At 33.7% G+C, this 15,293-nt stretch carries 18 protein-coding genes; 14 read left to right on the forward strand and 4 right to left on the reverse strand.

The window, feature by feature from the left end; genetic code table 11:
• Nucleotides 1-2,840, forward strand: a 2,840-nt coding sequence (locus tag ISP73_02780; GenBank protein MBL6657511.1) for a T9SS type A sorting domain-containing protein, incomplete at its 5' end; no start/stop codon positions are given.
• A gap of 146 nt (nt 2,841-2,986) precedes the next feature.
• On the forward strand, nt 2,987-3,958 hold the full coding sequence (locus tag ISP73_02785) for a hypothetical protein (protein ID MBL6657512.1): 972 nt from the start codon (nt 2,987-2,989) through the stop codon (nt 3,956-3,958).
• Here ISP73_02785 and ISP73_02790 read toward each other — a convergent pair.
• A complete protein-coding gene (locus ISP73_02790) occupies nt 3,955-4,506 on the reverse strand; it encodes a 1-acyl-sn-glycerol-3-phosphate acyltransferase (GenBank protein ID MBL6657513.1) in 552 nt (183 codons plus the stop codon). The two genes, ISP73_02785 and ISP73_02790, sit on opposite strands and share 4 nt — an antisense overlap.
• An 8-nt stretch (nt 4,507-4,514) precedes the next feature.
• Entirely contained in the window at nt 4,515-5,927 is a 1,413-nt protein-coding gene (locus ISP73_02795) for an AAA family ATPase (GenBank protein ID MBL6657514.1), read from the reverse strand.
• An 85-nt stretch (nt 5,928-6,012) separates the two neighbouring features.
• Between ISP73_02795 and ISP73_02800 the strand changes: the two genes are divergently transcribed.
• From ISP73_02800 to coaD, 4 genes are read left to right on the forward strand one after another with little or no spacing between them, the layout of a single operon-like run.
• Nucleotides 6,013-6,630, forward strand: coding sequence for a hypothetical protein (locus ISP73_02800; GenBank protein MBL6657515.1), 618 nt, complete (start codon nt 6,013-6,015; stop codon nt 6,628-6,630).
• On the forward strand, nt 6,566-7,450 hold the full coding sequence (locus tag ISP73_02805; protein ID MBL6657516.1) for a DUF3822 family protein: 885 nt from the start codon (nt 6,566-6,568) through the stop codon (nt 7,448-7,450). Before ISP73_02800 ends, ISP73_02805 begins: the two co-directional genes overlap by 65 nt.
• Nucleotides 7,441-7,977: a 16S rRNA (guanine(966)-N(2))-methyltransferase RsmD gene (gene rsmD / locus ISP73_02810; protein MBL6657517.1), complete on the forward strand. Its 537-nt coding sequence runs from the start codon at nt 7,441-7,443 to the stop codon at nt 7,975-7,977. Before ISP73_02805 ends, rsmD begins: the two co-directional genes overlap by 10 nt.
• Nucleotides 7,974-8,435 (forward strand): pantetheine-phosphate adenylyltransferase, encoded by a 462-nt coding sequence (gene coaD, locus ISP73_02815; GenBank protein ID MBL6657518.1) that lies wholly within the window; start codon nt 7,974-7,976, stop codon nt 8,433-8,435. The genes rsmD and coaD overlap by 4 nt, the downstream gene beginning before the upstream one ends.
• Here the strand turns inward: coaD and ISP73_02820 are convergent.
• Entirely contained in the window at nt 8,427-9,026 is a 600-nt protein-coding gene (locus tag ISP73_02820; protein MBL6657519.1) for an NUDIX domain-containing protein, read from the reverse strand. The genes coaD and ISP73_02820 overlap by 9 nt on opposite strands.
• A gap of 7 nt (nt 9,027-9,033) precedes the next feature.
• On the opposite strand from ISP73_02820, the gene ISP73_02825 reads away from it, so the two are divergent.
• Together ISP73_02825 and ISP73_02830 are read left to right on the forward strand one after the other, a co-directional pair.
• Nucleotides 9,034-9,675, forward strand: coding sequence for an orotate phosphoribosyltransferase (locus ISP73_02825; protein MBL6657520.1), 642 nt, complete (start codon nt 9,034-9,036; stop codon nt 9,673-9,675).
• Nucleotides 9,676-10,074 (forward strand): hypothetical protein, encoded by a 399-nt coding sequence (locus ISP73_02830; protein MBL6657521.1) that lies wholly within the window; start codon nt 9,676-9,678, stop codon nt 10,072-10,074.
• Here ISP73_02830 and ISP73_02835 read toward each other — a convergent pair.
• Nucleotides 10,054-10,791 carry a biotin--[acetyl-CoA-carboxylase] ligase gene (locus ISP73_02835; GenBank protein MBL6657522.1) on the reverse strand — a complete coding sequence of 246 codons (738 nt, stop codon included), beginning with the start codon at nt 10,789-10,791 and terminating at the stop codon, nt 10,054-10,056. The genes ISP73_02830 and ISP73_02835 overlap by 21 nt on opposite strands.
• A gap of 72 nt (nt 10,792-10,863) precedes the next feature.
• On the opposite strand from ISP73_02835, the gene rsfS reads away from it, so the two are divergent.
• The 6 genes from rsfS to ISP73_02865 are packed head-to-tail and all read left to right on the forward strand — an operon-like array spanning nt 10,864 to nt 15,229.
• Entirely contained in the window at nt 10,864-11,241 is a 378-nt protein-coding gene (rsfS, locus tag ISP73_02840) for a ribosome silencing factor (GenBank protein MBL6657523.1), read from the forward strand.
• A gap of 2 nt (nt 11,242-11,243) precedes the next feature.
• Entirely contained in the window at nt 11,244-13,190 is a 1,947-nt protein-coding gene (gene ftsH / locus ISP73_02845) for an ATP-dependent zinc metalloprotease FtsH (GenBank protein ID MBL6657524.1), read from the forward strand.
• The gene (locus tag ISP73_02850; protein MBL6657525.1) at nt 13,177-13,359 is read left to right on the forward strand and encodes a DUF2007 domain-containing protein; all 183 of its coding nucleotides are present in this window, start codon (nt 13,177-13,179) and stop codon (nt 13,357-13,359) included. The genes ftsH and ISP73_02850 overlap by 14 nt, the downstream gene beginning before the upstream one ends.
• Entirely contained in the window at nt 13,346-14,167 is an 822-nt protein-coding gene (locus ISP73_02855) for a phosphatidate cytidylyltransferase (protein MBL6657526.1), read from the forward strand. The genes ISP73_02850 and ISP73_02855 overlap by 14 nt, the downstream gene beginning before the upstream one ends.
• The gene (locus tag ISP73_02860; protein ID MBL6657527.1) at nt 14,164-14,814 is read left to right on the forward strand and encodes a phosphatidylserine decarboxylase family protein; all 651 of its coding nucleotides are present in this window, start codon (nt 14,164-14,166) and stop codon (nt 14,812-14,814) included. Before ISP73_02855 ends, ISP73_02860 begins: the two co-directional genes overlap by 4 nt.
• Nucleotides 14,815-14,854: 40 nt before the next feature.
• Nucleotides 14,855-15,229 (forward strand): hypothetical protein, encoded by a 375-nt coding sequence (locus ISP73_02865; protein MBL6657528.1) that lies wholly within the window; start codon nt 14,855-14,857, stop codon nt 15,227-15,229.
• Nucleotides 15,230-15,293: the final 64 nt, after the last annotated feature.

The raw sequence follows: 15,293 nt of genomic DNA on the forward strand, positions 1-15,293 counted from the left end.
TAGAATTGGAAAGTTCAAATGCTGGGGCTCTAAGCTTTTTTAAAGTAAAAATTAAAGAAACTTCACTTGCTGAATTAGACCCCAAAACACCAGAACTCTCAAATTTCACAGAAGTTTATAACAGCAACTGCACTTTCAATAGTGGAGCTAATAAAATTATTTTTTCAAGCCCTTTTGTTTGGAACGGAACTGACAATCTAATTATAGAATTTTCATTTACAAACTCTGAACCTACAAACTCCATACAGTTGAGTGCAGAAAACGCTTCTAATAATGGGTTGATTGCAAATAATGGCTATGCTGTGGATTTATCTAATAACGCTTCTATTGAAGTTCCTGTTGATGCCATATCATCTATTTCTGATGAAATTACAATATCCTTTTGGGTATTTGGATATCCAGAATTATTACCCTCTAACACATGGACCGTTGATGCCATTAAAACAGATGGCGTAAGAGCCTTTAATGTTCACTTACCTTGGAGTGATAGTAATGTGTATTTTGACTGTGGTAGTGAAAATTCTGATTTTGATAGAATTTATAAATCTGCAAATGTCGATGAATTGGAGGGGCAATGGAACCATTGGGCTTTTACAAAAAACACCAATTCTGGAGAAATGAAAATTTATCTCAACGGAAGCCTATGGCATAGCGGAACAGGTAAGACAAAACCAATAGATATAAGTTCTATGAAAATCAAAGGGTATAAAGGGATAATGGATGAGGTTAGAATATGGGACAAAGAATTATCACAAACTGAAATCAGTGAATGGAAAAGCATTTCATTAAATAATAGTCATCCAAATTATAGTAATCTGGTTGCTTATTATAAAATGGATGAAGGCTCAGACACTTTGTTAAATGATCTTTCAACTAATAATTTAGTTGCTAATTCTTCTAGCCCATATTTTTGGAAAAAAACACGAGGAAAATCACTAAGTCGTTTTTTCAAGTCCAGCTCAAAGCGTCCTAAATTAACATTATTCAGAGGAGATTATACTCTAAACGTTAACTCAACTACGGTTACTGACTCAGTTTTAATAGAACCACATCTTGTGCAAGAATATAACATTAACCCAAACCCTGGAACGCTAGAAGATGATGAAGTAAATACCGTCTTCGAAAATTCATATTGGGGATTAGAATCAAAAACATTTAATGGGGAAACTGGTCAAGAAATTTCATCCACATCAGTAAATAGCGAAGGCACAATTACAATTAATCAATTAGAATATTATAGACGATGGCCAGCAAAAATTGAAATTATGTCTTTCGTTACACCCTATGGCTTAGGGCTTAATTTAGGTCCTACAGGAAAAACTTGGACTTTTGATATGACTGACTTCTTGCCTGTTTTTAATGGTAAAAAAAGAATGACAATGGAAAGAGGGGGGCAATGGATGGAAGACATGGATATTAAGTTTTTATTTATTTTAGGTACACCACCAAGAGACGTTATCGGCTTTAATCAGTTATGGCGACCTGTAAGCAGATCGTATAGCTCTTTAGAAAGTGACCGTTACTTTGCTCCTAGAGATATCAAACTCAATACCAACGCCAAATACTATAAGATACGTTCAGCCATCACTGGTCATGGGCAGGAAGGCGAATTCATTCCTAGACAACACTACATAAACATTAATGGCGGAGCAACGGAATTCAATTGGCAAGTATGGAAAGAATGTGCAGAAAACCCTATCTACCCTCAAGGAGGAACATGGATTTATGACCGAGCAGGATGGTGTCCAGGGGCTCCTACAGATGTAAAACATTACGATATTACTGAACTTGTCGGTAATAACTCAACAGTATCAATTGATTATGGTGTATTGAACGCTAGTGGAACATCAAACTATATTATCAATAACCAGTTAATCACATACGGTGAAATAAACCATGATTTAGACGCTTCTGTTGTTGAAGTCAGAGAACCATCCAATAGAGTTGAATTTAGTAGGTATAATTCAATATGTCATACTCCTAAGGTAGTGATTAAAAATACAGGTAAAACGACCTTAACGACATTAGTTATTAAGTATTGGATTAATAATGCTACAAGTCCGCAAAGTTATAATTGGACTGGTAGTCTTGATTTTAACGAGACTGAAACAGTAAGTTTACCTTCTCCACTATCACTTTGGCTTACTGTTAACCCTTCAAATAATGTTTTTCATGTTGAAGTAAGTTCACCAAATGGAAGTGCCGACGAGTATGAACACAATAACTTATACCATTCTGAATTCGAAATTCCAGATGTATTACCCGAAGAAATTGTCATTTACTTCAAAACAAATAATGTTGGAAGTGAGAGTAGCTATAAAATAATTGACAATGAAGGAAATAGTGTATTCTCAAGAAGTGGATTGGGTAATAACACCACTTACCGAGATACTATTCAACTAGAATACGGCTGCTATACATTTAGAGTTGATGACTCTGATGATGATGGAATCGACTTTTGGGCAAACAATAATGGTGTGGGTGCGTGTCGAATTTTTAAGCCTGGATCTGGTTTAATTAAGAATTTCGATGGTGATTTTGGTGATAACATTAATTTCAACTTTACAGTAGGGTCTCCTCTTAAATATGAAGATTTTTATGAGACTTCTAGGCTTAGCATTTACCCTAACCCTGCTAATGATATATTTTTTGTTGAAGGAGAAGAAGTGGAGAATGCTGAAATTAATATTCTAGATTCACAAGGAAGAGAAGTCAATTTAAGCCATTCAACATCTAAAAATAAATTATCATATGATTCTGGAAAATTACCAAATGGAATATATCTCATTCAAATAATTGGTGACAAAATCAATGAAACAAAACGTTTAATTATTGATTAATTTTTTTAACATTAAATCAGTTGAAAAAAGCACCAAAATTGGTGCTTTTTTCAATTTGGATTCATAAGAATACGAAATTGACTAATGTCAATTGATTATTATTTTATTAACTTTGAATAAGGTATAAAAATCTAAAACAATACATTATGAAGAAAATATTATCAATTTTAACTCTAACATCTATCGCTTTATTCACTTTTAATTCATGTGAAAAAGAAACTGAAGTAATCGTTCTTCCTTCAACTATTAGCCCTACACCTACAAGTGAGATAAATAAATTTTTTGAAGACAATCTTGAAAACGCCACGCAAACAGTTAATATAAACCCGTCAACAAGTCAAACATTTACTAGTAACAAAGGGATTACCTACACATTTAACACATATACTTTTGTTAATTCATCAGGTGTTGCTGTAAGTGGAAATATCGATATTGAGTTAATAGAGGCTTTGACAAAAAAAGAAATGATGTTGATGAATAGGCCAACGTTTACACATAGTGGCGACCTCTTAGTATCTGGCGGTATTGTGTACTTAAATGCCACTCAAAATGGTCAGCAACTAAGTATTGATGATAACAACCCTGTATCAGTTAGCATACCTACTAACTCATATGTTTCAATGGATTTCTTTGACGGAAGCTTTAATAATGAAGGCGGATTTGGTTGGGATGAAAGTGTAGACGATACTGTGATAACCAACACCAATGCCAACGATAGCACAGGTCAAGAATCTTGGTTTAGTTTTGATTTTGAAATCGACTCTATTGGCTGGATAAACTGCGATTATTTTTACAATTCTGGCGATCCACTCACACAAGTTCAAGTGGTTTTACCTGACACTTTCAATGGAGACAATTCGGCTGTATTCATCTATTACGATGATATAAACTCGGTAGCAAGCCTTAGTGATTATGATACTGATGGCACCTTTGATTTAGGAGCTAATTATTCTACCCCTGTAGGAATGGATGTCAGTTTTGTAGTAATTTCTGAATCAAACGGTAGTTATTTTTATGCTCTTGTAAACGCAACTATTGCTCTAGACCATATTGAAATTATTGGCTCTATGACTGAAGTAACTGAAGCAGAATTGGAAATTATTCTAAATAATCTTTAGAAAATTTTAGAATTGTATTTTTTAGGGTGTTTTGCATGAACATTTTTATAAATGTCTTCAATGCTCTTTAAATCTTTTTCAATTTCACCCTCTGGCAAAAACATCGTTTTTACACCGGCTTCTTTGTTCTTGTAGTCTAAATATGAAATAGCTATAGGAATATTTGCCCCTACTGCAATGTGATAGAAACCCAACTTCCAAGCATCTACTTTAGAACGACTACCCTCAGGAGCTAACCCTAAAACTAGTTCATCGCTTTTATTGAACAAATCAATAGCAAAGGATACTAAATTATTGTGCCTACTTCTATCGACAGGAATACCCCCCATCAAAGTAAAAATCCATCCATAAGGAAATTTAAACAGCTGGCTTTTACCTAAGAATTTTGCTTCAATACCTAATATATATCCAAAGCATCTACCAATGATAAAGTCCCAGTTACTGGTGTGAGGGGCAAGTATAATGACATACTTTTTTACTGATGGAATATCACCAACGATTTTCCATCCCATAATTTTTAAAATAGCATGTGATATTACCTTCTTCATAAATGGTATTAATTGAAAAAATCCTTTTTAAAGTTAATCAAAAATAATCTTTTTGTTGTTCTTGTCATAGCAGTATACAACCATCTAAAATATTCTTTATTTAACATATCATCAATAAAATAACCTTGTTCAACAAAAACATTCTCCCATTGCCCCCCTTGGGATTTATGACATGTAATAGCATATGCAAACTTTACCTGAAGGGCATTAAAAAATGGGTTCAATTTAATTTCTTTATTGCGTTTTGCTTTTTGAGGAATATCGTTGTAGTCTTTCGACACCTCATCATACAATGCTTTATATTCTTCATAAGTCATAGCGGGACTCTCAGAAGTCAATGTATCTAACATTACCACACATTCGATATAATCTTCGTCAGGATAGTCAACAAGTCTTGCTGAAATACGGGCAAAACGACGATTGTAAAGTTCATTAATTTCATAAATCCGCATCACTTCAATAGTGTCTCCATTAGCAATAAAACCAGCTTTACTGCCTTCTGGTAACCAGAAATAATTATTTCTCACAACCATTAGAAAATCACCTGAGGAAATCTCTTCTTCATGTCCTCTTATTCGCAAACGAATTTGTTGATTGTATAGGTTGGCGCGTTTATTCGAACGACATATTACAACAGTTCCTTCAACACCAGAGGTTGAATAAGCATCTTCTAAAGCATCCTGAATATCCATTCCAACATCTAAGCGCAAAACATCATCATCGCAACTAATTTTTGGATATGAAGTTTCATCTTTTGTAATAGTGTTTCTTAAGTCTGTAGCATTTTTCAATACTAAAGAAGATGACTTTTGCCTGACAACCTGAGTAAGCTCGGCACTATATACATCTTTTCTATATTTAACCCCTAGAAGATTGTGATCTAAGGCTGGGCTTATATCTAAATGTACAGGGGGTAATTGAGCGGTATCGCCCACAAAAATCAACTTACACATTAGACCTGAATAGACGTAGTCGATCAAATCATCTAACAATACTCTTCCACTAAACCCTTTATCATTCACATCAGGAATCATCGAGGCTTCATCTACAATAAAAATTGTATTTGTATGCTTATTCTCTTGTAAAGCTACGTATGAATTACCTTGAGAATTGGTTCGAATCCAATATATTTTTTTGTGTATAGTGAATGCTGATTTTTTAGAATAAGTCGAAAGGACTTTAGCAGCTCTGCCTGTAGGCGCTAAAAGCACTACTTTCTTGCCGACTGACCACAAACTATTTATAAGTGAGCTTATTAAGGTCGTTTTTCCTGTACCTGCATACCCTTTTAGAAGAAAAAGGCTGTTGGAGCTAGATTCTTCAACAAATTCAGATAATTGATTAACCACTTCAGACTGTTGAGTAGTAAGATCGTGCTTAAAATTTTTAACGAGTAATTGCTGAAGTTTATTTGTATTCATTAGAGAATTGAAGTAGAGCCAAATTTACCATAATATACTCAAAAAAATTGTAGATTTGCGTGTATTAACTTTTATTCGAAAAATCATGAATACAAAAACAATTAAACTTTTATTATGGCCAGTAATAATCATTTTAGCTTGGTTAGTATACAGAAGTCCAATTAGTTTAAAGGAATTTCAAGAAGTTGCTGATTTCAGGAAGTCTGCAGTAATTCAAGATTTAAAGGATATTAGAACAGCTCAAATCGCTTTTAAAGACAAATATAGAGTTTATGCTGGTGATTTTAATACGCTCATAAGCTTTGTGAAAAATGATTCACTAGTTTTGATTAAAGCCATCGGTGAAGTTCCAGATTCACTAACTGAAGATCAAGCACTAAAGGCTGGAATAATTAGTAGAGATACTGTTTTTGTCCCTGCATACGAATCCATTTTTAGTGACGATTATTTATCTACTCGTGATAACCGTTTTACTTTCAACTTAGATGAACTCTCCTCAGTTCCTTTTTCAGAAGAAACTTTTTCTATCGAATCAGGTAACATTGAAAAAGGTAAAGTAGTCGTTCAAGTATTTGAAGTTTCAACTAATTACGCAACCTTTCTGAATGGCTTAGACGCTTCCAATAAGGGTATTGACCTTGAAAAAACCATTAGAGTTGGATCAATGTCAGATGCGTCTATCAACGGAAATTGGGGTGAATAATCCAGCTTTTTCATCATTTGACCTAAAAGCATTAGAACTACATTCTTTACCCCAAGAGTGTCACATATCAATTCAAATTGGACTCAACGGCCTCTCCTACTGCATTAGGAATGACAAGGAAATTTTAGGCATTGAATCTTACGAACAATCCCTCTCTCAAATAGAAAAAATTTTTAAAGAAAATAACTGGCTATCTAAAAGATATGTCTCTTCTATTATTAGTATTACAACCAAGAAAAGCACATTAGTTCCTTCAACAATTTTTTCAAACGAGTATAGAAAAGACCTATTGAAGCTCAACCATAGGAAAATAGAGGAACTGGATATTCTCACAGATGAAATCAGTATTCTTGATAGCCATTGTGTTTACGGGATTTCCAAAGCTGAACAAGATATAATTACAACCCATCTGCCCAGCTCAAAAGTAAAACACTTTTCTAGTAGATACATTCCCCATTTACTCTCTGAAAATAAAAATTTTGATGGTCAAAAAATGATTGTTAATGTCACCCACAATCAGATATGTATTAGTGTTTTTGACCACTCTAAATTTATTTACCATAACGTTTTCAATTATAAGAATGCACATGACTGTATCTACTATGTATTGTTTACTTGCGAACAAGTCGAATTAAATCCAGAGAATATAGTTCTTGAATTCATGGGTGATATTTCAAAAGATGATGAAATATTTACTTTAGCATACACCTACGTTAGAACAATAGAATTTAGCCAACGAAAAGTAAGTGTAAGCCAAAATATTGAAAAAATAAATTCTCATAATTTTTATTCTTTAATACATCAGCACTTGTGCGAATAATTGGCGGAAAATATAAAGGCAAATCAATTATTGCCCCAAAAAATTTGCCCGTAAGACCTACAACAGATTTTGCAAAGGAAAGTTTATTCAACATTATTAGAAATCAAATTGATTACGATTCTATTAAACTTCTCGAACTCTTTGCTGGAACAGGCAATATTGGATACGAATTTGCTTCAAGAGGGTGTATGCACATAACATCTGTAGATTTAAACTTTAACTGCATTAGGTTTATTAAAAAAGTAAATAGAGAGCTTGATTTAAAAAATACGGTAATTCGTTCTGACGCTTTTCGCTTCATAAAATCATGTAAAAACCAATTCAATTTTATTTTTGCCGACCCTCCTTACAATCTAGATAACATCGGAGAACTTCCTGACTATATTTTCAATAATGATATTTTAGAAAAAGACGGTATACTTGTAATAGAACACGATAATAATACTGATTTTAGTGAATCACCTTATTTCAAAAATGTTCGACAGTATGGTCGAGTAATGTTTAGTTTTTTTAACTTTAACGCATGAGTAAGAAAATCGCTGTTTTCCCAGGTTCTTTTTCCCCTTTCACAAAAGGGCATGAATCCATTGTCCTAAGGGCATTACCTTTATTTGATGAAATAATTATAAGTATCGGAATTAATTCTGCTAAAAATGATTATTTTTCTATTGACGAAAGGGTTCAATGGGCAGAAAGCGTATTCAAAAACTACGATAATATTAAAGTAGAACGCTATGAAGGGCTAACGATTGATCATTGTTTAAAGATGGGAGCTAAATATATACTTAGAGGTCTACGTAATTCCCACGACTTTAAATATGAAAAAGGGATTGCTCAGATGAATCATTCAATGGAAAATGGCATTGAAACTATCTTTATAATTACTGAACCCAAATACTCTCACATAAGTTCAACAATTGTTAGAGACATTATTAAAAACGGCGGTGACGTTAGTCAATTTTTACCTAAAGATATATCACTTTAAGCCATTATAGCTTTCAAAAACTCGCTTAATATTTTCAAATGTATTTTTTAAGTAAGTCGAAATATCGCCTTTATTTACCCATTTTACTTCATCGATTCCTTCTTCAATTTGAGGCAATAAACCACTGTTTTGTGAAGAGCTCATCAAATACCAATGTGTTTCTTTTAAAATAGCTTGACCATTTTGTTCATAAGTGTGGTATGTATTTGTGAGCTTAGTCATAATTTCTAAATCATTAAGACCACATTCTTCTTGAACTTCTCTTCTTGCACAAACATCAATACTCTCTCCTTCTTCTAGTTTACCCTTAGGCAAATCCCATTTCCCATTCCTGTAAATCATAAGTATCTTCTGATCATTGACAACCAATCCGCCAGCTGCAATGATTGTTTCAAAGTTCGACTTGAAAGTCTTCCAGATTAACTCATAATTATCAGCATACACACAAAATTTCAAAGGTTTTTTAACGTTGATATGCTTAAACAATTTAGGCCAAGAGAATGAGTCGTCAAAATGAAATGAATAGTCCATCTCTTTTTCTTGATAATTAGAGATAACTAAAGAGTGATGATTTATAAAAACTTCATACATTAGCACCATGATTTTGGATACAGAAACAGCCAAGCAAGTTGCAAAATCCTTATTGCAAATCAAAGCTATAATTTTAAACCCAAGTGACCCTTTCGTTTGGGCTTCTGGATGGAAATCACCAATATATTGTGACAACCGAATTACACTATCTCATTCGGAGGTAAGAACGTTTATTAGGCAACATTTAGTCGAAGGAATACTTTCAAAGTATGGCAAGCCTGACGTTATTGCTGGTGTAGCTACAGGCGCTATTGCACATGGCGTTCTTGTTGCTCAAGAATTAGGTCTTCCATTTGTTTATGTAAGAGCTTCTGCAAAAGAACACGGCAGACAAAACCTTATAGAAGGTAAGATTGAAAGTGGACAGTCTGTAGTTGTAATTGAAGACTTAATTAGTAGTGGAAAAAGCAGTCTTGCAGCTGTCAAAGCTTTAGAAGATGGCGGCTTTAAAGTAAATGGCATGGGAGCTATATTCAGTTACGGATTTCAGGAAGCTGAGCAAAACTTCAAAAACGCCAATTGCGAACTTTTTACTTTAGGAAATTACGAAACACTCATAAGTCAAGCCCTTGAAACTAAGTATATTTCTAATGATGAAGTTAAACTATTAAAAGAATGGAGAGAAAGCCCTTCAACTTGGAAAAAATAAATGAGCGAAATCAAAAGTCAAACCGTTGAAATAAATAAATCTGAAGAAGAAATCTTCAATTTTATTAGTGATTTCACAAATTTCAGCACCTTATTCCCTCCTCAAGTAAAGGATTTAAAAATTACAAGAGATAGCTGTTCTTTTTCAATAGATGGTATGCCAAATGTTAGTCTTAGAATTACAGAACGTACGCCGTTTAGTTGTGTAATTATGAGTGCAGAAGATGGCAAGCTGCCGTTTGAACTAAAATGTTGTTTGGAAAAGGTAAATGAAGAAAAATGCCAGGCACAATTTCATTTTAATGCTGAACTGAATATGATGATGAAAATGATGGTTGAAAAACCGCTTACTAATTTTCTGAACTTATTGGCAGAAAAATTAAAAGAGATTAAAGCTTAACTCTCCAACAGAATACGCCTTTTCCATCCCTTCCTCAATAAGCACTAAACGTCCAAAATCATCAACCTCTTTTACGATTGCTGAGAATTGTTTGCCATTTTTAGTGAAATTTACCAAACAATCTTTTTTGTACAAATAAGAATGATATAATACTTGAATTTGTTTTTTGTCGTTTCTGAATAATAAATAATACTTTTCAAGTTCCTGACATAAGATTGAAAAAAGCTCATTAAGACTTATTTCACCCTTTAACACTTCTTTTAAGGAGGTTGCTGATTGTATCTCCTGACAATTATTATTTGCATTAATCCCAATTCCAACAACACTTTTTTGCAGTTTTTTCTGCCTTATTGAATTTTCAATAAGTACACCCGCTATCTTTTTATCTTCAACAAAAATATCATTTGGCCATTTGATATGAGACTTTACACCTACACGATTAAATGAAGATACTAAGGCTAAGGCTATGCTTTTATTAAATGTAAATTGATGGGATAAATCAAGTTTAGGATAATACAAAACACTAATGCACAAGGACTTTTCACTCTCAGAAAACCAGGGATTATCTCTTTGCCCTCTTCCTTTAATTTGATGTTCTGCATAAACTACAGTGCCTTCAACTAACTTCTCATTATTTGATAAATTCAACAAGAAAGTATTAGTAGAATCAACCGACTTTAGACTGATGAGATTTTGTCCTATAAACAAGGTATTCATTAAAGCAAATTAACGGATAAATTTCTGTATTTTTGTACCTTAAAACAAACACTCTATTTTTTATTGCTTTTAATGGCTGAAAACAAAAAATTAATTACTTCTGATATTCTTGCAAATGCAATAGTCGAAGGAATGAAAAACCTAAAAGCAAAAGATATAGTTTGTTTAGATTTAAGAGAAATTGAATCATCCGTTTGCGACTATTTCGTAATCTGTCATGGCACATCGAATACTCACGCATCAGCTATTGCAGATTCAGTTATTGAGGAAACGTTAAAAGACGTAAAAGAAAAACCTTGGCAAAAGGAAGGTCTGACGAATGGCGATTGGGTACTGCTTGATTATGGTAATGTCGTTGTTCATATTTTCCAAAAAGAGACAAGGGAGTACTATAATATTGAAAAATTATGGGGAGATGCTAAAATTCAACTCTTCAAAGAATCCGCTTAAAAATGAAGAATAAAAAACAAGAACCAAAAGGAATCAAGTTTAATTTTTACTGGATTTACGCAATAATTGCCGTACTATTTTTCGGTATTCAGATTTTCAATGTCAATACAACAAAAGAAACTTCTTGGCAGGAATTTAACCGTACCATGCTTCAAACTGAAGAAGTAGAAAAGCTAGTTGTTGTTAATAGAGACATTGCTCAAATCTATATAAAAGAATCTGCCCTAAAAAAAGAAAAGTATAAATCTGTTAGTGAAAAGTCTTTTGGCAACGCCACTAACAAAGGTCCTCATTATTATTTTCAGATATCATCCCCTGATAATTTAGAAGAAAAGCTAAAAGAAGCGCAAGCCAATTTTAATGAGGAAGACCGAATAGAAATAAAATATTCAACTCAAAAGGACATAATTGGCGATGCATTTAGTTGGATATTCCCTATTCTAATAATGGTTGCTATTTGGATTTTCTTTATGAGAAGAATGAGCGGAGGAGCAGGTGGCGCAACTGGTCAAATTTTTAATATCGGAAAATCAAAAGCTACTTTATTTGACAAGACAAAGGTGAATGTAAGCTTCAAAGATGTCGCTGGTCTAGAGGGAGCTAAAGAAGAAGTTGAAGAAATTGTTGACTTTCTTAAAAATCCGAAAAAATATACTGCATTGGGTGGTAAAATCCCAAGAGGAGCGCTACTTGTAGGCCCTCCAGGAACTGGTAAAACTCTGTTAGCCAAAGCCGTTGCTGGTGAAGCTCAAGTACCATTCTTTTCTTTATCAGGTTCTGATTTCGTTGAAATGTTCGTAGGTGTAGGTGCTTCCAGAGTAAGAGATTTATTCAAGCAAGCCAAAGAGAAATCCCCATCAATAATTTTTATAGATGAGATAGACGCTATTGGTCGTGCTAGAGGGAAAAATAACATCACTGGCGGAAATGACGAAAGAGAAAACACCCTGAATCAGTTACTTACAGAGATGGATGGTTTTGGCACAAACTCAGGTGTAATTGTCATTGGAGCAACAAACAGGGCTGATGTTTTAGATAGAGCTCTTCTTAGAGCTGGTAGGTTTGACAGACAAATCTTTGTAGATCTACCCGACTTAAGAGAACGAAAAGAAATCTTCCAAGTTCATATTAAGCCACTTACCTTGGGTAAAGATGTTGATATTGACTTCTTATCAAAACAAACTCCAGGATTTTCTGGTGCAGACATTGCCAATGTGTGCAATGAATCGGCTCTTATAGCGGCACGTAAAAATAAAAAGATTGTCGAGAAGCAAGACTTTTTAGATGCTGTAGATAGAATTATTGGGGGACTTGAAAAGAAAAACAAAATCATCTCTCAAGAAGAAAAAAGAATTATTGCTTTCCACGAAGCCGGTCATGCAACAGTGAGTTGGTTTATGCAATACGCTTCTCCTTTGGTAAAAGTAACTATCGTTCCTAGAGGCCGCTCCTTAGGTGCTGCATGGTACTTACCAGAAGAAAGACAGCTAACAACAACTGAGCAACTGACTCATGAAATTTGTGCCACTCTGGGCGGAAGAGCTGCCGAAAAAATCATATTCAATAAGATTTCAACTGGTGCACTCAGCGATTTAGAAAAAATAACCAAACAAGCCTATTCAATGGTATCTGTTTACGGTCTTAGTGACAAACTTGGAAACATAAGCTACTATGACTCTAGCGGCAGAGATGGATTTACAAAGCCTTACAGTGAAGCTACAGCCAAGTTAATTGATGATGAAGTCAGTAAATTAATTGAAGATTGCTACAAGAAAACACTAACACTTCTTAAAAAGCATAAAACTAAACTGACCAAGTTAGCTGAACTTTTACTCGAAAAAGAGGTCATCTTTAAAGAGGATTTACTAGATTTGTTTGGCCCACGACCATGGGATAAAGTTAAAGAAGATGACTCAAAACAACTGGACAACTCTAATGACAACAATTAAGCCTTATCAGCTAGAATTGATGAAAGGTTTATTGTTAGAACATGAAATCCAATCTGTTATTATCAATAAAATTGACTCTTCTTACCTGCAATTTGGTGAAGCCGAACTAAAAGTAAAAGTATCTGACCTTGAAGCAGCAAAAGATATTCTGAAAGATGTCCAAGAGTAAATTAATGACAAGAACCATAACTGGAGCTTTGTATGGCATTGTTTTCATTTCCAGTCTCGTACTCGGTGAACTTAGCAGTTCTATTTTCTTTCTTGTTGTAATGTTACTCGCCATTAAAGAGTTTTATGAATTAGTCGATAATGATAAGAGCAAACCACAGATTTACCTTGGAATGCTCATTTCATTAGGATTATTTGCTTCTTCATTTTTATATTTTAAAAATTTCGAGCTCTCTAAAATTAGTTTTTCGATAACTTGCTTTTTCACTCTATTAGTTTTTATTATTGAATTATTCAGAAAAGAAAATGTAAGCTACAACAACATTGGACTTACCTTAATGGGCGTAATTTACATCTCAGTTCCAATGTCTTTAACCTTCTTTCTAAACCATAATGATGCCAATCAGTATGAATATATGTTTCTGCTGAGTATTTTTATTTTGATTTGGATGAGTGATATTGGAGGCTACTTTGCTGGGGTTAATTTTGGTAAGCACAAACTATTAGAACGTGTCTCACCAAAAAAAAGCTGGGAAGGAGTAATAGGAGGGTTCATTCTATGTGTTCTTAGCTCTGTGATTCTATCAAACTTCCTTACTAATTTGGACCTCATTGAATGGATAATTTTAGGGATTATCATTTGTATCTCTTCAGTTATTGGCGATTTAATAGAATCTATGATAAAACGATCTGCAAATGTTAAAGACAGTGGAACTATTTTAGCCGGTCATGGTGGTATACTCGACCGTTTTGACAGTGCTCTACTTGTAATACCAATAGTATATATTTATATAATTTTAATTTCATGAACTTAATTCACAAAGAAGGATATAGAATCATTGCAACAACAATAGTTCTTTTATTAGTTATAAATTACTTAGTTAGCCTATCAGAAATATTTTGGCTTAATTCACTTGTCCAAATTGCCTCATTTATTGTATTAATACTGGTTGTACAATTCTTCAGAAATCCAAAAAGAGTAGTAACCGCAAGGGAAAATGAGGTTGTTGCTCCTGCAGACGGAAAAATAGTTGTCATTGAAGAGGTAGAAGAGCCTGAGTTTTTCAAAGACAAAAGAATTCAAGTTTCAATTTTCATGTCTCCAATTAACGTTCATGTTAATAGATACCCAATCAGTGGTACTGTGAAATACTCCAAATATCATCCTGGAAAATACCTTGTAGCATGGCATCCCAAATCGTCTACATTGAATGAACGAACTACAGTAGTAGTTGAAAATGATAAAATAGCACTTCTATTTCGTCAAATTGCAGGCGCAGTTGCCAGAAGAATTGTACTCTACGCTAAGAAAGATGCTGTTGCCAAAAGAGGTGAGGATTATGGATTCATTAAATTCGGCTCAAGAGTAGATGTTTTTTTTCCACTTGGGACAAAGATAAATGTTGAAATGAATCAAGTTGTGAAAGGAAACAAAACTGTACTAGCTACATATTAATTTTTTTTAGTAACTTCGAAGAAGCTAAAACCATACACAAATGCAAAAATTAATTTTTATTTTATTATTCGGATTTTTATCCGCTAATATGATTGCTCAGACAACCACTTCTTCAAAATCTGAAGATGTAAAAGTTGAGCAAACCGTTAAAAAATGTTCTTCCGAAGAGGCTAAAAAATGCTCTTCTAAAGAAGAAAAAAAGTGCTCTAGTAGTGATGCGAAAGCAAGTTCAGAGAAATCTAAATCTTGTTGCAAAGGTGAAAAAGCGACATGCTCTAAGGAAGAAGTAAAGGAAACTTCAGCTAAAAAATGTTCTAAAGGTGACGCATGTTGCACAAAAACGGGCAAGAAAGTGGCTAACTGCGATAATAAAAAACAAGGTTGTTGCAGTTCAAAACAGAAACCAACAAGCTAAACATTTTAATAATTTATTAAAACTCGAATGGAAATTCTCTGTTCGAGTTTTTTTTTCTTCACAC

This window comes from Flavobacteriales bacterium (assembly GCA_016779935.1).
Classification (GTDB): domain Bacteria; phylum Bacteroidota; class Bacteroidia; order Flavobacteriales; family UBA7312.